Annotated in this window: 14 protein-coding genes; 8 read left to right on the forward strand and 6 right to left on the reverse strand. The window is 72.4% G+C overall.

The genetic code is table 11. The annotated features are described in order from the left end of the window. The 3 genes from NS184_RS12510 to NS184_RS12520 all read left to right on the forward strand — a co-directional run. The coding region (locus NS184_RS12510; RefSeq protein WP_242863047.1) for a sensor histidine kinase at positions 1–538 on the forward strand (538 nt) is incomplete at its 5' end. Positions 539–576: 38 nt separating this feature from the next. Next, positions 577–852 carry a hypothetical protein gene (locus tag NS184_RS12515; RefSeq protein ID WP_058726447.1) on the forward strand — a complete coding sequence of 92 codons (276 nt, stop codon included), beginning with the start codon at positions 577–579 and terminating at the stop codon, positions 850–852. A 174-nt stretch (positions 853–1,026) separates the two neighbouring features. Continuing rightward, a complete protein-coding gene (locus NS184_RS12520) occupies positions 1,027–1,533 on the forward strand; it encodes a hypothetical protein (RefSeq protein ID WP_152998206.1) in 507 nt (168 codons plus the stop codon). 38 nt (positions 1,534–1,571) lie between these two features. On the opposite strand, the gene NS184_RS12525 is transcribed toward NS184_RS12520, so the two are convergent. Then, complete coding sequence (locus tag NS184_RS12525; RefSeq protein ID WP_193750466.1) at positions 1,572–2,375, reverse strand: helix-turn-helix transcriptional regulator; 804 nt, start codon at positions 2,373–2,375, stop codon at positions 1,572–1,574. Between the two features lie 121 nt (positions 2,376–2,496). Between NS184_RS12525 and NS184_RS12530 the strand changes: the two genes are divergently transcribed. The 5 genes from NS184_RS12530 to NS184_RS12550 all read left to right on the forward strand — a co-directional run bounded on the left by NS184_RS12530 (position 2,497) and on the right by NS184_RS12550 (position 13,248). Further along, positions 2,497–3,774, forward strand: coding sequence for a bifunctional glycosyltransferase family 2/GtrA family protein (locus NS184_RS12530; RefSeq protein WP_206556286.1), 1,278 nt, complete (start codon positions 2,497–2,499; stop codon positions 3,772–3,774). 455 nt (positions 3,775–4,229) lie between these two features. Further along, complete coding sequence (locus tag NS184_RS12535; RefSeq protein ID WP_083513677.1) at positions 4,230–9,806, forward strand: glutamate synthase-related protein; 5,577 nt, start codon at positions 4,230–4,232, stop codon at positions 9,804–9,806. Beyond that, positions 9,803–11,590: a sulfite reductase subunit alpha gene (locus NS184_RS12540; RefSeq protein ID WP_058726449.1), complete on the forward strand. Its 1,788-nt coding sequence runs from the start codon at positions 9,803–9,805 to the stop codon at positions 11,588–11,590. Before NS184_RS12535 ends, NS184_RS12540 begins: the two co-directional genes overlap by 4 nt. A gap of 230 nt (positions 11,591–11,820) precedes the next feature. Continuing rightward, a complete protein-coding gene (locus NS184_RS12545) occupies positions 11,821–12,165 on the forward strand; it encodes an ArsR/SmtB family transcription factor (RefSeq protein ID WP_058726450.1) in 345 nt (114 codons plus the stop codon). 99 nt (positions 12,166–12,264) lie between these two features. Next, positions 12,265–13,248 carry an SRPBCC family protein gene (locus NS184_RS12550; protein ID WP_058726451.1) on the forward strand — a complete coding sequence of 328 codons (984 nt, stop codon included), beginning with the start codon at positions 12,265–12,267 and terminating at the stop codon, positions 13,246–13,248. Between the two features lie 128 nt (positions 13,249–13,376). On the opposite strand, the gene NS184_RS12555 is transcribed toward NS184_RS12550, so the two are convergent. From NS184_RS12555 to mvk, 5 genes are read right to left on the reverse strand one after another with little or no spacing between them, the layout of a single operon-like run. Beyond that, positions 13,377–14,537 carry a hydroxymethylglutaryl-CoA synthase gene (locus NS184_RS12555; protein ID WP_058726452.1) on the reverse strand — a complete coding sequence of 387 codons (1,161 nt, stop codon included), beginning with the start codon at positions 14,535–14,537 and terminating at the stop codon, positions 13,377–13,379. Next, positions 14,534–15,625, reverse strand: coding sequence for a hydroxymethylglutaryl-CoA reductase (locus NS184_RS12560; protein ID WP_058726453.1), 1,092 nt, complete (start codon positions 15,623–15,625; stop codon positions 14,534–14,536). Before NS184_RS12560 ends, NS184_RS12555 begins: the two co-directional genes overlap by 4 nt. Next, positions 15,618–16,700 (reverse strand): phosphomevalonate kinase, encoded by a 1,083-nt coding sequence (locus NS184_RS12565; RefSeq protein ID WP_058726454.1) that lies wholly within the window; start codon positions 16,698–16,700, stop codon positions 15,618–15,620. The genes NS184_RS12560 and NS184_RS12565 overlap by 8 nt, the downstream gene beginning before the upstream one ends. Beyond that, complete coding sequence (gene mvaD, locus NS184_RS12570) at positions 16,697–17,704, reverse strand: diphosphomevalonate decarboxylase (RefSeq protein WP_058726455.1); 1,008 nt, start codon at positions 17,702–17,704, stop codon at positions 16,697–16,699. Before mvaD ends, NS184_RS12565 begins: the two co-directional genes overlap by 4 nt. Further along, positions 17,701–18,729 (reverse strand): mevalonate kinase, encoded by a 1,029-nt coding sequence (gene mvk / locus NS184_RS12575; protein ID WP_058726456.1) that lies wholly within the window; start codon positions 18,727–18,729, stop codon positions 17,701–17,703. Before mvk ends, mvaD begins: the two co-directional genes overlap by 4 nt. Between the last annotated feature and the right edge of the window lie 116 nt (positions 18,730–18,845).

The raw sequence follows: 18,845 nt of genomic DNA on the forward strand, positions 1-18,845 counted from the left end.
CGACCTCGTCGAGGAGCTGCTGCTGCTCGCCCGCCTCGATGCCCGCGCGCTCGCCGGCGCCCCACCGCTCGCCGTCGACGCGGTCGACCTGACCTCGATCGTGGTCGAAGCGACGATGGACGTCCGCACGACGAGCTCGGGGCACCGCTGGACCCTCGAGGTCGACGACGACCCCGTGACCGTCGTCGGCGACGCGGCACAGCTCCGCCGGCTCGTGCGGAACCTGCTCTCGAACGCCGGCCAGCACACGCCGGACGGGTCTGCCGTCGTGGTGTCCCTGCGCCGTGTGCCGGGTGCACCTCGGCCGGCCGTTCGACTCGTCGTCGCGAACGACGGACCCCCGATCGACGCGTCGCTCCTGCCGACACTGTTCGACCGGTTCACGCGTGGCGAGGCCTCACGATCACGGGAGCACGGGACGAGCGGCCTCGGTCTGGCGATCGTGCAGGCCGTCGCCGCCGCGCACGAGGGGACGGTCCGCGTCGTGTCCGAGCCGGGCCGCACGGCGTTCACCGTCGAGCTGCCCGCGTCACCCTGACCCGTTCGAGTACGCTGCAGGCAACGAACGGGGGAACCATGCCGAACGACTACTCACGACTCCCGCAGAGCCCGCGTTCGGAGGACCTCGTCGTGGAGGTCCCGGCGTTCGAGGACGACCGCCCCCAACCGGAGCCCGAGCCACCCGCGGCAGCACCGGAGCTCGTCGCCGCGACGCGGTTCGCCCAGACCTCGCACGCGGCCCCGACGATCCGACGGACGCAGCTCCGCGCCGGGTTGTGGATCGCCGGGGTGCCGATCGCGGTCCTCGTGGTCATCGCGGTCGTGCAGGTGGCCCTGGGCCCCACCGGCTGAGGAGCACCTCGCCTCCGACGGATCGAGGGCGGATCGTGCCACCTCGGCGCGGGGGACGACCGGACGTCAGACGATCGTCCAACAACGTGCCCGATCGCGTGCACACCGGTCGACACGGACGCAGGCTGGTTCCTGTCCGAGCAAGACGGCCCCGACGGGGCCACCACTGCAGAGATGGGAAGCACGATCATGAACTCGTTCAAGCGCAAGTCCCTCACGTTCGCCACCGGCACCGCCATCACCGGCGCCGCCATCGCAGGCGCCCTCGTCGCCGCCCCCGCGCAGGCAGCGGAGCCGGCACCGAGCTCCTCGACCGCGGACATCGGCGGCGGCGTGAGCGTCAACCTCGACCCGGTCGCCATCGTCAACGCGATCGCCGACGCGGTCAACGACCAGAGCGACCGCGGCGGCGCCGTCCAGGCGGCACTCGACGTCGGCTACTGGAACGCCGGCAACCCCGATCGCCTCACGGTGGCCGTCGTGAACAAGAACCAGGACATCTCGGTCCAGGGCGACGTGGCGGACGCGCAGTCGATCGACATCAAGGGCGGGAACTACGTCATCTATTGGTTCAAGGGGCCCGGGACGATCACCAACAACGGTGACGGCGGCTGGCTGAACTGGGGTGCGTTCGGGAACATCGAGCGCATCGACAACGTCATCCACGTCAACGGCGGCTGAGCCTCCGACTCCTGCACGCCCCCTGGGACCGTCCGGTCTCAGGGGGCGTCGTCGTCCGTGCCCGCGCCGAGTTCGAGCGGGCCGCCGGTGCCGTGCGCCCGTGCGCGGATCCAGCCCTTGACGAACGCGATCGACACGAGGGCGGTCCGGTTCGGGGCCCTCCAAGTCCGCATGAGCCTGCCGAGGTGCCACGCGACGGCCTGGCGGCTGTACGAGGTCTCGCTGGCGATCTCGTCGTTCGAGCGTCCCTGAGCTGCGAGCGCGAGCATCCGCTCCTCGAACTCGTCGAGTCCCGGTGCTCGTGCGATGAGGTCGATCGCACCGAGGTCGACCGGTGGTGCACTGGTCGCGGTGCCGCGCCGCCGCTCCTCGGACCAGGCTTCCGCCCAGCACGAGCCGAGTTCGTGGGCGACCAGTGACGCGCGGCTCATCGCGAGCATCGTGCGGGTGGCACGGTCGACCGAGCCGGTGTGATCGCGGGCGGCGGTGTGCATCACGAGCGCGAAGACCCGGATCGCCGGCAGGGCACCGCGCACGACGACCGAGAAGTCCACGCGTGGGTCCTCCGCGCAGTCAGCTGCGACCGCTCGGAGACGAGCGAGGCAGGCCGGGTCGACCGGCTCGCCTCGCTCGACGGAACGCAGCGCCGCCGGCAGCACGATGGGCACGATCTCGGCGTACCGCTCGCGGAGCCAGTCGTGCCCGGTGCGTCGGATCCCGTGCAGCGGCGGTTCGAGCAGGAGCGCCTCGAACTCGGCACACCGCTCGTCGAGCGCCAGCCCCAGCCGCTCGCCGGGCAGCAGTGAGGCCGGTCGCTGGGCGTCGTCGCGCTCGGTCGTCATCGTGCGTCGACCGTATCCGGACGACACCTGTCGTGTCCGGTCGTTCACCCGGAGTTCGCTCTTACCAGGACCACAGCGTCCTGCTGCGGTGTGCATGACCCCGGTGCCGAGTCTGATCGGCATGACGGAGACGAACCAGCCCCTCGACATCGACATCGTCGTCCCCTGCTACAACGAGCAGGACACGCTCGCCGCACACGTCCGACGACTCCACACGTTCTGCCGGACCTCGCTGCAGCACTCGTGGCGGATCACCATCGCGGACAACGCCTCGACGGACGACACCGCCCGCATCGCCGACGACCTCGCCGCGATGCTCCCCGAGGTGCGCGCGGTGCACCTCCCCCTGAAGGGCCGCGGCCGGGCACTGAAGGCAGTGTGGGGCGCGTCCGAGGCGCACGTGCTCGTGTACGTCGACGAGGACCTCTCGACCGACCTGGCCGCCCTCGAGCCGCTCGTCGCTCCGTTGCTCTCCGGACACTCGGACCTGGCGATCGGCACACGGCTCGCGGGGTCGTCCCGAGTGGTCCGGGGCGGGAAGCGCGAGTTCATCTCCCGCTCGTACAACCTGCTGCTCCGCACGACGATGGGGGTCGACTTCTCGGACGCCCAGTGCGGGTTCAAGGCCGTCACCCGCGAGGCCGCGCAGCACCTGCTGCCGCTCTGCGAGGACGATGCGTGGTTCTTCGACACCGAGCTGCTCGTGCTGGCCGAGCACGCGGGCCTCCGCGTGCACGAGGTGCCGGTCGACTGGGTCGACGACGTCAACTCCTCGGTGCACATCGCGTCGACGGCGACCGAGGACCTCAAGGGGATGTGGCGCGTGTCGCGAGGCCTCGCGACCGGGCGGATCCCGATCGCATCGGTCTACGACGCGATCGGCCGCCGGCCGTTCACCCCGCCGCACGTCGGGATCCTCGGACAGGTGCTGCGCTTCGGCGCGATCGGCGTCCTGTCGACGGTCGCGTTCGCGGTGCTCTACGCACTGTTCCGGCCGGCCATCGGGGCGCAGACGGCGGACTTCCTCGCGCTGCTCCTCACCGCGATCGGCAACACCGCCCTGAACCGGCGCTTCACGTTCGGGGTGCGGGGCCGTGCCGGTGCAGGGATGCACCAGGTGCAGGGGCTCGTGGTGTTCGGCATCGCGTGGGCGATCACCGCCGGGTCGCTCGTCGTCCTGCACGCGACGACCCCCGGCGCCACACACGGGACGGAGATCGTCGTCCTGACCGGGGCGAACCTCGTCGCGACGCTCGTGCGGTTCGTGCTGTTCAAGGCGTGGGTGTTCCGCTCCCGGCGGCGCCCCGAGCTCATCCGACCCGGCACCACCCCGGCGGCGGACGCGAGCACTGCCGCAGACACCGAGCCGCTGCCGGTCGAGGGGCGCCGCGCGGCGTGAATGGCGCGGCGTTCTCCGCACAACCAAATGCACCTCGCACCACGGGCATCCGCGGTTCGAGGTGACTTTGGTTGTGCGAACGCGAGACGCACCGCGTCACCGCGAGACGCACCGCGTCACCGCGAGCCGCACCGCGCGCCACACCGCGTCACCGCGCCCGCACCGCGCCCCGCGTGCCCCGCGCAACCGCGCGCCTCCCGCGCCTCCCGCGCCGGCGCGCCCCGCGCTCCAGCGCGCCCGCACGCCGGGCCGGACGCACCCGTGGGACCCGCACCGCGCCTCCCGTCCGGCCGGTCTGTTGCGTCGGCGGTATACCAACCCGTAGCATCACTGCACCGCACCACAACCCCACAGGGCCCGCCCGTCACCACCCGACGGCCTGCCCGCGGCGAGCGCTCCGAGGATGCAGCGCGGCCGTCCGCTGCCTGTCGGCACACGCTCCACTGGACCCGCACGTGAACCACTCCTCCTTCGGTCTGTACGACCCTGCCCGCGAATCGAGCGACTGCGGGGTCGGCTTCATCACCCGTCTCGACGGGACGCCGACCCACGACGTCATCCGCAAGGGCGACGAAGCGCTCTGCTCGATCCCGCACCGCGGTGGCAAGTCCGCCGAGGGCGTGGGCGACGGCGCCGGGGTGAGCATCGACCTGTCGGTGGAGTTCTTCAGCGCCATCACCGGCGAAGCCCTGCGCGCCGGGCACTTCGGCGTCGCGAACTGCTTCGTGCCGAGCGACACCACGCCGACCGGCGCCGCCGAGCGGGCCGCCGCCCAGCAGGTCGTGACGGACGCGATCGAGCACGAGGGCTTCGAGCTCCTGCTCGTCCGCGACGTCCCGGTCGACCACTCGGTCGCTCGCCCCGAGGCCGAGCAGTACCAGCTGCCGATCGTGCAGTGGGTCTTCCGTGCGCCCTCGTCGTGGGAGCGCACGGAGGTCGACGCGGCGGCGAACCGGGCGCTCCTGGCCGTCGAGCGGGTGTCGTACACGCAGGCCGCGGGGGCGCACGCTCCGCACGCAGCCCTGTACCCGCTGTCGCTCAGCGCCCGGACGCAGGTCCTCAAGGGAAGGCTGAACTCGGGCGAGGTCATCTCGTACTTCCGCGATCTCACGGACCCGCGACACTCGGTGCGGACGCTCTACTTCCACACGCGGTTCTCCACGAACACCGAGCCGCACCCGACGATGGCGCAGCCGTTCCGGCTCATGGCGCACAACGGCGAGCTGAACACCGACCGGAAGAACCGCCTGTCGGACGAGGCACTCGCGCGGGCCCGCACCCGGAGCATCGTGCGTCCGCCGGGGCAGTCGGACTCGAGCCGGCTCGACCAGACCCTGCAGAGCCGCGTGTTCGACGACGGCCTGGACATCGTCGAGGCCGTCGCGTCGCTCATGCCGCCGGCGTGGGAGAACGACCGGACGTTGTCGTCCGACGTGCGGGACATGCTCGAGTACTTCTCGCTGTACGAGGAGAAGAACGACGGCCCGGCCGCCGTGATCTTCAGCGACGGCGACGTGGTGGGCGCCCGGCTCGACCGACTCGGCCTCCGTCCGCTGCGCACCGTCCAGACCGACGAGTACCTGATGGTGGCGTCGGAGGCCGGGCAGGTGAGCTTCGAGCCCGAGGGCGTCGTGCACCGGGGCCGGATCGAGGCGGGCGGCATGCTCGTCGTCGACCACCGCACCGGGTCGCTCATGCGCTCGGACGAGGTGCTCCGGATGCTCGCCGGGCGGCGTGACTACGGCACCCTGCTCGAGGCCGCGCGGGTGAACCTCGACGACCTGCCGGTGCCGGACTACCGGCGCGGGACGACCACCCTCGGCTACGACGGCGACCTCTCGCTCGCGGGCCGCTACGTGGCGTACTCGCTGAACCAGGAGAGCTTCCGGTTCATGCTCGACCCGATGCTCGCCAACGGATCGGAGCGGATCTCGGCGATGGGCTACGGCAACGCCATCAACGCGCTGAGCGACACCGAGGGCGGCATGGCGAAGTACTTCTCGCAGCGCTTCGCCCAGGTGACGAACCCGCCGCTCGACTCGATCCGCGAAGCCGACGGCATGTCGATGCGCGTCGCCCTCGGCAGCAAGCCGGACGGGACGGGCAGCGGCGACGGCACCCAGAGCCGGCAACTGGTCGTGCAGTCCCCCGTGCTCGGGCACCTCGACATGGTGCGCCTGCGCGACCAGGACATCGTGCCACTCGAGCGCTTCGACATGCTCTACGTGCCGGTCCTCGGCGACGAGCAGGCGAACGCGGACGCGGTGCGCACCGCGACGGAGCAGCTCGCGGACGCCGTGGCCGCGTTCGCCGAGCGCTCGGGTGGCATCGCGGTCCTGACCGACCGCAGTGTGTCCTCGACGCACGCTGCCCTCCCCGTGATCCTCGCCGTGGCCGCCGTCAACCAGCGACTCATCGAGACCGGGCTGCGGCTGCGCGTCTCGATCGTCGCCGAATCCGGTCAGCTGCCATCGTCACACCACGTGGCGACGGCCCTGGGCTTCGGGGCCTCGGCTGTGTACAGCCTCTCCGCTCGCCTCCGTGCGGAGGAGAAGTACCCCGCCGAGGCCGCTCCGGCCGGCGAGTACACCGCGACCGACCTCGCCCTCAAGCGGTTCCGGAAGGCCGCCGAGAAGGCCCTCGCGAAGACCATGGGCCGGGTGGGCCTGTGCACCGCCGAGAGCTACATCGGCGGCGAGTTCTTCGAGCCGAACTACCTCGACACGGGTGACGACCTGTTCGCCCGGGTCTTCCCGCACATGGAGGCCCCGGTCGGCGGCGTCGGCTTCGCCCGCATCGCGCAGGCCGCCACGGACTGGCACGAGCGAGCCCGGAGCGTCGCGACCGAGGGCCAGGTGCCCCTGCTCGGCCTCTTCAAGGAGCGCTCGGACGGTGCCGGCCACTCGTTCGGCGTCGCGAGCGTCCGCGGCTTCGGCGGCATGACCGAGGAGCGCCCGGCGTTCGAGCGCTCCGGCGACTCCGACGCGCTGCGACTGCTCACCCTGCGGCAGCTCGACGACTCGTTCGGCATCACCGACGCGGCCTACCGGAACACCGGCTACGACCGGCTGAGCGACGCCGAGATCGACGCGCACCGGGTCACTCCCGGCTACGTGTCGTTCCTGCAGACCACGCACGACGAGCGGTCCCGCCGCCCCGCTGCGCTCCGCGACGTGCTCGCGCTGCCCGCGGACGTCACGGGCATCGACGAGGCAGAGGACTTCGCCCGCGAGCTCGGCCGCTTCGCGACGCGCGGGAACGCCAGCATCACGGTGCGCGGGATCGCCGGTTCGCGTGACGACGCCGAGGGACTCCCGGGAGGCACGACCCGCTTCCGCCTGCAGCTCACGTCGACCGGGTCGACGGGCGCACTGCGCCACCAGGCACTCGCAGACGGGCTCGCCCTCCTGCACCCCGGCACGGTCGACGTCGACTCCGTCGCCGACGACCAGGTGACGCTCCGCGCCACCGGCGCGGCCGCCGACCTCCTCGGACTGCTCCAGCAGGCACCGGCGAGCGTGGACGTGGCCGAGGTCCAGCCGGCGCACGAGATCACCCGAACCCTGGCGTCCGGTGCGATGAGCCACGGTGCGCTCGTCGCCACCGCGCACGAGGCCGTCGCGCACGGCACGAACATGGTCGGCGGCATGTCGAACTCGGGCGAGGGCGGCGAGCACCACTCCCGCTACGGCACGATCCGCGGCTCGCGCATCAAGCAGTTCGCCTCGGGTCGATTCGGCATCTGGGCGGGCTACCTGGCCGACCCGATGCTCGAAGAGCTCGAGATCAAGATCGGCCAGGGCGCGAAGCCCGGCGAGGGTGGGCAGCTCCCCGCACCCAAGGTCACGGTGGACATCGCCGCGGCCCGGGGTGGGACGCCCGGCGTCGAGCTCATCTCGCCGCCGCCGCACCACGACACGTACTCGATCGAGGACCTCGCGCAGCTCATCCACGACTGCAAGGCCGCCCGGGTCCGCGTGGTCGTGAAGCTCGTGTCCTCCGAGGGCATCGGCACGATCGCGGTGGGCGTCGCGAAGGCCGGCGCGGACGTCATCAACGTCGCGGGGAACACCGGCGGTACCGGCGCCGCGGCCGTCACGAGCTTGAAGTACGCCGGACGCTCCGCGGAGATCGGTGTGGCCGAGGTGCACCAGGCCCTCGTCGCGAACGGCCTGCGCCAGAAGGTCACGCTCCGCTGCTCCGGTGCGCACCAGACCGGGTCGGACGTCGTCACGAGCGCGCTGCTCGGCGGGGACTCGTTCGAGTTCGGCACGACCGCGCTCATGATGCTCGGCTGCGTGATGGCGAAGAACTGCAACGTGAAGTGCCCGGCGGGCCTGACCACGAACGCCGAGGCCTTCGAGGGCGACCCCCGAGCGCTCGCGCAGTACCTGCTCAACATCGCGCACGACGTCCGGCAGATCCTCGCGCGCCTCGGCCTGCGCTCCCTGCGCGAGGCCCGCGGGCGCACGGACCTGCTGCAGCTGCTCGACCACCCGGCGTCCGTCGGGCGTCTCGACGTGCGGAACCTGCTTGCGCAGGTGCCGGAGAAGGTCGTCACGGACCCGGAGTACCTCGAGAAGGACTTCCGGACCGACGACGCCCTCATCGAGCAGGTGCGCGCAGCGCTCATCGACGGCCACGAGCACACGCTGACCGTCGACGGCATCGCGCTGGGCAACGCCGACAAGTCCGTCGGCGGCCAGCTCGGCATCGACCTCGAGCGCATCCTCAACCACGAGCTGCGGGGCATCGACCTCGCGGCGCACCCCGCGATCACCACCGACGACCGCGGTCGCCGACGGCTCGTCGACGGTGCCCTGACGATCCGCACGAGCGGCTCGGCCGGGCAGTCCTACGGCGTCTTCACCAACGACGGCACGACGCTCGAGCACGTCGGCACCGCGAACGACGGCGTCGGCAAGAGCCAGTCCGGCGGCCGCATCGTCGTCCGGGCACCCGGTGGCGGCAGCGTCGAGCGCGGCGGGAACGTCCTCGTCGGCAACTTCGCCCTGTTCGGCGCCACCGGCGGCCGCACGTTCGTCGAAGGTGAGGCCGGCGACCGGTTCGCCGTGCGCAACTCGGGCGCGACCGCGGTCGTCGAGGGCGTCGGCGACTTCGGCTGCGAGTACATGACCGGCGGTGCCGTGTTCAACCTCGGCGCCTACGGCAAGGGCCTCGGCAACGGCATGTCCGGTGGGTTCCTCTACCAGTACGACCCGTCGGGCGGGGTCACCGAGCGTGCGAGCACCGATTCGCTCCTCGTGTTCCCGGTCACCGAGACGGAGCGGGGCGCCTTCCACGAGGCCGCCGCGAAGCTCCTGCTCGAGTGGCACCTCGAGGCAACCGGCTCACCCCTCGCCCAGCGCCTGCTCGCCGACTGGGAGACCACGCGTACGCACGTGTACGTCGGTATGCCCCGAGCGCTCCTCCTCAGCCAGGACGCGGACGAGATCCTCGCCGCCGCGACCCGGCCCGAGCTCCTCGACGAGCTGGCGAACTCCGTGGCGACGGACAAGCTGCGGGCATTCAAGGTGGACTACCGCGACCAGCGGACCGTCCTGGACGGCCGCGCCCCCGCGCTCGGCGACCAGGGCGAGGACATGTTCTCGCTGCTGTCGTCGTACACCGTGCTCGGCGTCGCCCAGGACGTGGCGCAGGAGCGGGTGCCGGGCGCCGGCACGAGCGACCCGCGCGTGACCGAGGCCGTGCGGAACCTCATCCTGACCGAGGACTTCCAGGTCAAGCAGCGCGTGGTGAAGTACCTCCGCGGCACGTTCGACCGGTTCGCGGACGACGAGCTCGCGACCCTGATCGCCGTCAAGCGGCTCGACGACTCGAAGCGTGCGCTCGCGCAGCGGAACAACCGCAGCACCGACATGCCGGGCACCACGGGGTGGATCATGCACCAGAACGCCAAGAACGCCGGACGCGTCCGGGCAGCCCGCTTCGACGAGCTGCTCGCGAACGCCGCGCTCGAGGACATCGCCGGCCGTGCGCCGCAGGCCCCGACCGAGGCGGTGTCGGCATGAGCACGCTCCCCCCGACCGGACAGCTGATCCCGGTCGACGCACCGTTCTCCGCCGCGCAGGAGTCGTGGCTCGCCGGGTTCATCGCCGGCATCGCCGCCGCGGGCAAGCGTGCTGCCGGCGGTGCCCCGACGACCACGATCGACGTGCTGTTCGGCACGCAGACCGGCAACGCGGAGTTCCTCGCGGACGAGCTCGTCGCCGGTGCGAAGGCCCGCGGGCTCGGCGGCCGGGCCACCGCGCTCGACGCCGTGACCCCGGAACAGCTCGCCGGGATGTCGCACGTCCTCGTCGTGACCTCGACGTACGGCGAGGGCGAGATGCCCGACAACGCCGGACTCTTCTGGGACGCGATCCAGGCGCCCACCGTCCCGCGGCTCGAGGGTCTCCAGTACGCGGTCCTCGGTCTCGGCGACACGAGCTACGACGAGTTCTGCCAGGCCGGCAAGCTCCTCGACACCCGCTTCGAGCAACTCGGCGCGACCCGCATCCACGACCGCGTGGACTGCGACGTCGACTTCGAGGACCCCGCGGCGCTCTGGAGCGCAGCGGTCCTCGACCGTCTGGCCGCCGAGGCCGGGGCCACGCCGGCGGCGAGCGGCCCCGCCGCCGGGGCGACCACCTCACCCGCCGCAGTCGGCGGGGCGGGGTCGAGCCGTGCCTCCAGGCCGGGCTCCCAGTGGAACAAGCGCAACCCCTACCGGGCGCCGCTCGTCGTGAACCGGCTGCTCTCCTCGCCGCGCAGCGCGAAGGAGATCCGTCACTTCGAGTTCGACCTCGGCGACTCGGGCATCGAGTACGCGGCCGGCGACGCGCTCGCGGTGATGCCGCACAACGACCCCGCGCTCGTAGAGCAGCTGCTCGGGCACCTCGGCGCGGACGGCTCCACCGAGTTCGACGGACGGCCGCTCGCCGAGGTCCTGCGGCTCGACCGCGAGATCCGCACGCCGTCGAAGGACCTCGTCGCCGACCTCGTGCAGCGTGCGCCCGCATCGGAGCTGGCGGCCGTCGTGTCGCACGGCGACAAGCACGAGCTCGACCGCTGGCTCTGGGGGCGCGACGTCCTCGACCTCCTGCGCGATGCCGGGAGCGCCGCGCCGACGATGGAGGAGCTCCTGCCGAACCTCCGCGGGCTGCAGGCGCGGCAGTACTCGATCTCGTCGAGCCCGCTCGCGCACGCGGGTCGGGTCCACCTGACGGTCGCGTCCGTCCGCTACGGCGACGTCCACCGTTCCCACGCCGGTGTCGCCTCGACGTACCTGGCGGACCGGGTGCAGGCCGACGGCGAGGTCGACGTGTACCTCCAGCCGAACGCCGCGTTCGGGGTGCCGGCCGACGGCGATGCCCCGGTCGTCATGATCGGCCCGGGTACCGGCATCGCGCCGTTCCGCGGGTTCCTGCACGAGCGGGCCGCTGCCGGGGCGACCGGGCACAACTGGCTGTTCTTCGGCGACCAGCACCGCGACACGGACTTCGTGTACGAGGACGAGCTCACCGATCTGCAGGAGCGGGGCGTGCTCACCCGGCTCGACCTCGCGTTCTCGCGCGACCAGGCCGAGAAGGTCTACGTGCAGACGCGCATGCGGGAGCAGGCGGCTGAGCTGTACCGGTGGCTCGAGGACGGGGCGTTCGTGTACGTGTGCGGCGATGCCTCGCGGATGGCGAAGGACGTCGAGCAGGCGTTGCTGGACGTGATCGCGGAGCAGCGCGGGCGCGGGGCGGACGACGCCGCCGCGTACCTGGCGGACCTGCGGCGCGCGAAGCGGTACGTGCGCGACGTGTACTGAGGCCGCGGCTGCGGGGCCGGGGTCGGCGTGGCTGGTCGAACCGGGCGTAGCTGGTCGAATCGGGCGTAGCTGGTCGGGAGGAACGACCACCTACGCCCGTTCCGTCCTTCCATCGCATGCGTGATGGGAAGGAACGACGCACCGGGCATCCTGTCACTGTCGCGCGCCCGACGGGAGCGACCTGACCCGCCTCTTGCGCGCCCCACCACCCGGGCGTAACGTACAACCAAATGGTTGTGCGAACAGTACTCAGCGACGCCGAGGTCGACCGCGTGTTCCACGCGCTCGCCGACGCCACGAGACGCGACATCGTGCGGCGGACCCTCGCCGACGGCGTCACGGTCTCCGGACTCGCGGAGGCCTACGCCATGTCGTTCGCCGCCGTGCAGAAGCACGTCACCGTCCTCGAGGGAGCAGGACTCGTGACCAAGGAACCCCGCGGGCGCGCCCGCATCGTGCGCGCCGATCCCGAGCAGCTCGACCGCGTGCGCGGGCTGCTCGAAGAGTACGGCCGGCTCTGGCGCGGCCGCATCGACCGACTCGACAGCCTGCTCACGGGCGACGACGAGCCCTGACGACACACGACGAACACCGACGAACACCACCGAGAACACCGACACCACCGAGACGACGACCACCGACCCGACGACCACCGACCCGACGAGGGAGCGACCATGCCCGTCACCAGTGTCCACACCGACCCGGAAGCCCTGACCACCACCCTCGTGGCGGACTTCCCCGTCCCGGTCGAACGGCTCTGGGGAGCGTTCACCGATCCCCGCCAGCTCGAACGCTTCTGGGGGCCGCCGAGCTACCCCGCGACCTTCTCGGAGTTCGACCTCCGCCCCGGAGGCCGTGCCCGCTACGACATGACCGGGCCGGACGGCGAGACCTACCGGTCCGTCTGGCTCGTGGTCGCGGTGGACGCACCCACCCGACTCGCGTTCGACGACCTGTTCGCGACCGAGGACGGCCAGGTCGACCCGTCGCAACCCACGAGCACGAGCGTCCTCGACTTCGAGGCGACGGACACCGGCTCGCGCGTGCGGATCACCACGACGTTCCCGGACGCCGCGGCCCTCGAGACCCTGCTCGCGATGGGCATGGAGCAGGGCTACACCGAGGCGTTCGGGCAACTCGACCGGGTGCTGGCCGACCTCCGGGAGTACGCGCTCGGCAAGGGCGTCGTCACCGACGTCCTCGACGACACCCACGTGCGGTTCACCCGCGCGTTCGATGCGCCGCGGCACGCGATCTGGCGAGCCCACACCGAGCCGGACCTGATGCGCCGGTGGCTGCTCGGCCCGGACGGCTGGGAGATGACCGTCTGCGAGAACGACCTCCGGCCGGGCGGACGCCACCGTCAGGCGTGGGCGCCCGTCGGGGACACCGAGGGTGCGCCGTTCGGGTTCGAGGGCGAGAACGCCGTCGTCCAGCCGGAGCGGCGACTGGTCAGCACCGAGACGATGACCGGGGCGCCCTACCCGCCGAACACGAACGACCTCACGCTGGACGAGGTCGACGGCGCGACGCTCCTGACCCTGCTCGTCACCTACCCGAGCGTCGAGCAGCGGGACGCGATCCTCGCCACCGGCATGACCGATGGCATGGAGGCGAGCTACCAGCGCCTGGAGCGCGAGGTGCTCGCGACCGCGTGACCGGTCGCGTCGCGAGGTGACCAGCTGACGGCCGGGAGGCCCGTGGCGGCCGCGCCACGGGCCTCCCGGCCGTCGGTGGGTCGCGTCGGGCGCGGGCCCGCTCGCGAGTCTCGGCCGGGCCGCGCGCGTCAGTCCTGCGTCGTCGGCTCGTAGCGCCGGGCACCGCCGCGCACGCCGGCGAACCGGTACGGCGCGGTGGTGACCCGTGGGCGTTCGGTGTCCTCGCTCGTCGCGGCACCCGCGGCGTGGAGCTCCCGGTACGCGTCGACCGTCAGCGGGACGCGGGCCTCGAGGAGCGACCGGACCCGGCCCTCCCGACGGTGCGCCCGGTACCCCGGCCGGACGATGCCGGTCAGGAGCTCGCCGACGCTGCCGGAGCCGTAGCTGAACATCGCGATGCGCTGCCCGTCGAGCTCGTCGTCGAGGTCGAGCAGGGCCGCGAGGGCGATCCAGATCGACGCCGTGTAGGTGTTGCCGGTCTGCTTGTTGTACGTGAAGCCGAGGGCGAGCTCGGCGTCGTCGAACGGCTGTCCGACGTGCTGCGCGAGCTTTCGGTGCGCCTTGATCGCCATCTTCGTGAAGGGCTGGTGGTGGACCCAGCGCACGATGTCCTCGTAGCCGGGTCCGCCCTGCGCGACGAGGTCGTCCCACGCCCCGACGAACGCGTCGACGTAGGCGGTCACGGACAGCCGGCCGTCGACGAGCGCGGTGGAGCGGTCGTTCGGCCGCCAGAAGTCGTCGACGTCGGCGGTGAACACGCCGGCGGCCGGTTCGATCTCGATGAGGTCGGGGTCCGCGGTCACGAGCACCGCCGCGGCACCCGCGCCCTGGGTGGGCTCGGCCGCGGTGTCCACGTCGTACCGTGCGACGTCGGCCGCGATGACGAGCACCCGCTCGTGCGGGGCACGTGCGACGATGCCGAGAGCGAGTTGCACAGCGGCGGTCCCGCCGTAGCAGGCCTGCTTCAGCTCGACGACCCGGACGGACTGCGGCAGCCCGAGGAGGCCGTGCACGAACACGCCGGCGGCCTTCGACTGGTCGACGCCGGACTCGGTGGCGAACAGCACGGTCCGGATGCCCTCGACGCCGTGGCGGTCGATGATCTCCTTCGCGGCCGCCGCCCCCATGGTCACGATGTCCTCGTCGGGTGCCGGCACGCTGAACGCGTCCTGCCCGATGCCGACGTGGTACTTCGCCGGGTCGACGCCGAGGCGCTCGGCGAGGTCGTCGAGCTCCAGGACGTGGTGTCCGGTCGCGATCGCGATGTCGTGGATGCCGATGGCGGTCATGCTGCACCTCCTGCTGCCGCGCCACGTCGTTCCATCGCGACGTGCGCTGCCATGAGTTCTCCCGGGTTCGTCTGCGCCGCGAGGAGCGACAGCTCCCCGCACAGCACCGTCGCCGCGCACAGGGCGGCCAGGCGGCGGGCGTTCTCCCCGGGTGCGCGGTCCTCGCGGCAGCCGAGCCGCACGAGGGCGTCCTCGACCACCGGCAGGTCCCCGCCCTTCCCGTTGCCGACCGTGCCGACGATGAGGTGCGGCAGTGAGGTCGCGAAGTACAGGTCGTCGCCGCGGACCTCCGCGGACGTGATGCCCTGGGACCCCTCGACGATGTTCGCCGCGTCCTGGCCGGTGGCGAGGTAGAACCCGAGGAGCATGTTGGCGTAGTGGGCGTTCGCGGAGCGCAGGGCACCGGCGATCGTGGAGCCCACGAGGTTCTTCGCGACGTTCAGTTCGGCGATCCGCTCGGGCGTGGAGCGCAGGCGCTTCGCGACGACCTCCCCCGGGATGACGATCTCGGCGATGGTGTTCCGGCCGCGGCCCCGGATGCCGTTCACCGCGGTGGCCTTCTTGTCGGTGCAGAAGTTGCCCGAGATGCTGACGTACCGGAGGCCCGGCTCCCACGCCAGGATCGCGGGCAGGAGCTTGTCGGCCGCCTGCGTGACCATGTTGTGGCCCGAAGCGTCCCCCGTGGTGAACGCGAACCGCAGGAACAGGAGGTCGCCGACGATCTCGGGGTGCACCTCGATGAGCTTCGCGAACCGGCTCTGTCCCGTCACGAGGGCCTCGAGCTCGTCCTGGCGCGCGAGGATCCGGCCGGCCGCGACGTGTGCGGCAGCCGCGCTGGACGCCCGGACGACGACGGACCGGGTCATGCGCTCGTCCACGACGGTCGCGACGATGCCGCCCTCGACCATCCGGGAGATGCGCGCTCCGCGGCCGACGGACGGCCAGAGCGGCGACTCGTACGTCGCGAGGGGCACCTCGTGCTCACCCTCGACCGCGTTGCCGCTCACGCGGATCGGTCCGACCCACTTGGTCGGGATCGGGGTCGTCAGGCCGGCCGGCGAGGCGGTCGGACCAGTCGGGTCAGTCATCGAGGTCTCCTTCGGGCGCCTGCACCGCGACGCTGAGGTGCCTGATGTCGTGCGCCTCCCAGGCGCGGTGGATGGCGGTGAGGTCGGTCTCCGCCGGGACGAGTGCGATGCCGCAGTCGCCGCCGCCGGCTCCGGACGGCTTCGCCGCCCCGCCGGCATGCTCGACGACGTCGCACAGGGTGGCCAGGCGCTCGGTCTCGATCTGCGACCCGACGGATGCGCCGAGGCGCTGCAGCAGGACGCGGGCGCGGCGGAGCGCGTCGAGCGTCTGCTCGGCGTCGCCGGCCTGGAGGCCCGTGGTCAGGTCGTCGACACAGGCGCGGCTCTCGTCGAGGAACGCCTGGTAGCTCCCGTTGCGGTGCTCCCGTACGACGCTGACGAGCTTCGTCGTCGACGCGGGCGAGCCGGTCCACCCGACGAGCAGCCGCAGGTCCGCGGGGGCCGGCAGTCGCTGCACGTCGAAGCCGCTCCAGGCGTCCGCGTCGTCGAGGATCGCCCCGACGCGCCGGTCCGCGAGGAGACCGGCGAGGCGTTCGCGGTCCGGGGCGCTGTACCGGAGCCAACCGCCGAAGGTGCTCGCGGCGAGGTCGCCGCCGGACGCCCGCGGATTGACGCGGATGGTCGCCAGCAGCGCGACACGGAACCGGTCGCGCTGCGACAGGCCGAGTCCGTAGAAGCGGTCGAGCGCCCCGACCGTCGCGACGGTCACGGCCGCGGACGAGCCGAGCCCGAACTTCCGACCGCTCGCGTCGTCGAGCTGGCTCTGGATCCGGAGGTCGTGGAACCGCGGTGCGATCCCCCGCTCGGCCCGGAGCTTCTCGACGAGGTCGATCGTCGCCATCACGTAGTCGTACGGGTGGTGCTCCCGGTCGAGGGCGAGGCCGTCCTCGGCACGGGTCCACGTCAACGGCAGGTGGCCGTACTCCTCGGAGTGCACGCTGCCCGAGCCGTGGCCCTCGCTGACGCGTGCCGTGATGGCACGGTCGAGCGCGATGAGCACGGACGGTTGCCCGGGCTCGACGACGGCGTACTCCCCCGCGACGAACAGCTTGCCGTGGGCGCGGAACTCGATCACTCGGCGGACTCCTCGGGTCGGACGGCACCCGGCGCGGGGGCCTCCTCGTCTTCGGAGCGGACCAGGTGCGCGCCTGGTCCGGTGCCGGACTCGATGACGTCCCCGTGCCCGGCGAGCGCGGTCGCCACGGCGCCGCGGTCCTCCGGCGTCGTGAGCACGACCACGTTGGGGCCGGCGTCGGCGGTGGCGTACGCCTGCAGCCCGGCGGCACGGAGTTCCGCGACCGCGTCGAACACGGCGACGCTGCGCGCATTGAGGTAGCGGATCGGGGGGAACGCGCCCTCGATCGTGGCGTGCATGCGGAGGGCGTTGCTCTCGGTCAGCTCGCCGATGCGCGGGAAGTCGCCCGCGGCACAGGCCGTGAGCATGTCCGTGACGGTCTCGGTCGTCGAGGTCACCCATGCCGGGTAGAACGGCGACGTGGCGATGGTGCGTCGCATGGCCTCCCGGGAGCCGATCGGCTTCGGACCGGCGTCGATCGTCACCACGACCATCGCCATCGGCGGCGCGGGGATGGTCTCGGCGTACGAACCCCGGTCGTCGCCGGCGTGCCAGACCGCGACGCCGCCGGGGATCGACCGCGTCGCCGAACCGGAGCCACGACGGGCGAGCCGGGAGAGGTCGCGCTCGGAGAGGTCCAGGCCGTACGCGGCCGCTGCGGCGGTCGCGAGGGCGGCGAACCCCGAGGCGCTCGACGCCAGTCCGGCGCCGGTCGGGACCGTGTTCTCGCTGACGACCGAAGCCCGCGAGGTCGATCCGGCGAGCTCGCGCACGAGGTCCAGGAACTGCGTGACCCGCACCAGCGCACCGTCGGTCGTGACGGCACCGTTCAGCGTCAGGGTGTCGTCCGCCGTGTCCCCGACCGTGACCGTGGTGGTCGTCGGGAAGACGTCGAGCCCCATCGAGACGCTGCCGGTCGCCGGCAGCGCGAGGGCGGCGTCCGCCTTGCCCCAGTACTTGACGAGGGCGATGTTGGGGTGCGCGACGGCCGTTGCGGTGGTCATGCGCGGTCTCCGATCGTGGTGGTCCAGGTGGCTGCGGCCCCTGCGCCGCGCAGGGCGGCCGCGATGCGGGCCGCGTGGTCGTCGTCGGCGGCGAGGGCGAGGACACAGCCGCCGCGGCCTCCGCCCGTGAGCTTCGCGCCGAGGGCACCGGCCCCACGTGCCGCGGTCACGAGCCGGTCCAGTTCGGTGCTCGACACGTCGAGGCCGGCGAGCAGTCCGTGCGCGGCGTCCATGCCCGCGCCGAGGGCCTCGGCGGCGCCGTGTTCCAGGTGGGTCCGGGCACCACGGGCGAGCTCGCCGATCGAGTCGATCGTCGCGCGGACTCCGACCGGGTCGCGCTCGAGGCGGTCCCGCACGGACGCGACCGCCTCGCGCGTGTGTCCCGGGACCCCGGTGTCGGCCACGACGAAGGTGCACCGGGCGCCGGGGACGACGGGTTCGACACGACCGCCCTCGAACCAGACGGGGGCGTCCGCGACGACCCCGCGTGCGTCGAGTCCGGACGGGCGCCCGTGCGCGATGCGTTCGCACTCCTGGATGAGCTCGTGGTGGACGTCCGCGTCGAGGGTCTCGCCGAGGGCGTCGGCCACGGCCGCGGTCACGGCCGCGGCCACGGCGGCACTCGATCCCATCCCCCGGGCGGTCGGGACGTCGCTGTCGACACGGACGTGGAACCGGCGGTCGGTGACCCCGAAGTGTCGGAGCGTCGCGGTCACGGCGGTGACGGTCGGCAAGACGGCCGCGGGGGCGGTGTCGAGCGGACCCGTGTGCACGGCCGACTCCAACAGGTGCCCGGTCGCGGGGTCCGTGTCGGGGCCGCGGTCGACTCGCGCGGGGTCGGGGTCGACCGGTGTCACCGTCGCGACCACGACCGCGTCGAGGACCGGCAACACGAGTGCGGGTGCGCCGTGGACCACGGCGTGCTCCCCGATGAGGATCGTCTTGCCGTGGGAGGCGGCGCGTCCCGTGCGGCGGGTGTCGCCGGCGACGGGGGCCGCGGTGTGGTCGAGGTGGTTGCTGGTCATCGTGGGTCACGTCAGCCTAACCGTCCGTGCCCATGCGCGCGCTCGACGGCCGCCGTACCCCGTCCGGGAGCGACCTCCACGCCCGGCCCCGGACCGGCGTACGGTGATCGTCAGCA

Origin of the sequence: Curtobacterium luteum (assembly GCF_001475545.1) — a bacterium.
Lineage (GTDB): Bacteria > Actinomycetota > Actinomycetes > Actinomycetales > Microbacteriaceae > Curtobacterium > Curtobacterium luteum_A.

What these genes read in the sequence shown, in the direction of transcription:
- NS184_RS12515 (WP_058726447.1), top strand. Translation starts at nt 577, where the DNA reads ATGCCGAACGACTACTCACGACTCCCGCAGAGCCCGCGTTCGGAGGAC.
- NS184_RS12520 (WP_152998206.1), top strand. Translation starts at nt 1,027, where the DNA reads ATGGGAAGCACGATCATGAACTCGTTCAAGCGCAAGTCCCTCACGTTC.
- NS184_RS12525 (WP_193750466.1), bottom strand. Translation starts at nt 2,375, where the DNA reads ATGACGACCGAGCGCGACGACGCCCAGCGACCGGCCTCACTGCTGCCC.
- NS184_RS12530 (WP_206556286.1), top strand. Translation starts at nt 2,497, where the DNA reads ATGACGGAGACGAACCAGCCCCTCGACATCGACATCGTCGTCCCCTGC.
- NS184_RS12540 (WP_058726449.1), top strand. Translation starts at nt 9,803, where the DNA reads ATGAGCACGCTCCCCCCGACCGGACAGCTGATCCCGGTCGACGCACCG.
- NS184_RS12545 (WP_058726450.1), top strand. Translation starts at nt 11,821, where the DNA reads ATGGTTGTGCGAACAGTACTCAGCGACGCCGAGGTCGACCGCGTGTTC.
- NS184_RS12550 (WP_058726451.1), top strand. Translation starts at nt 12,265, where the DNA reads ATGCCCGTCACCAGTGTCCACACCGACCCGGAAGCCCTGACCACCACC.
- NS184_RS12555 (WP_058726452.1), bottom strand. Translation starts at nt 14,537, where the DNA reads ATGACCGCCATCGGCATCCACGACATCGCGATCGCGACCGGACACCAC.
- NS184_RS12560 (WP_058726453.1), bottom strand. Translation starts at nt 15,625, where the DNA reads ATGACTGACCCGACTGGTCCGACCGCCTCGCCGGCCGGCCTGACGACC.
- mvaD (WP_058726455.1), bottom strand. Translation starts at nt 17,704, where the DNA reads ATGACCACCGCAACGGCCGTCGCGCACCCCAACATCGCCCTCGTCAAG.
- mvk (WP_058726456.1), bottom strand. Translation starts at nt 18,729, where the DNA reads ATGACCAGCAACCACCTCGACCACACCGCGGCCCCCGTCGCCGGCGAC.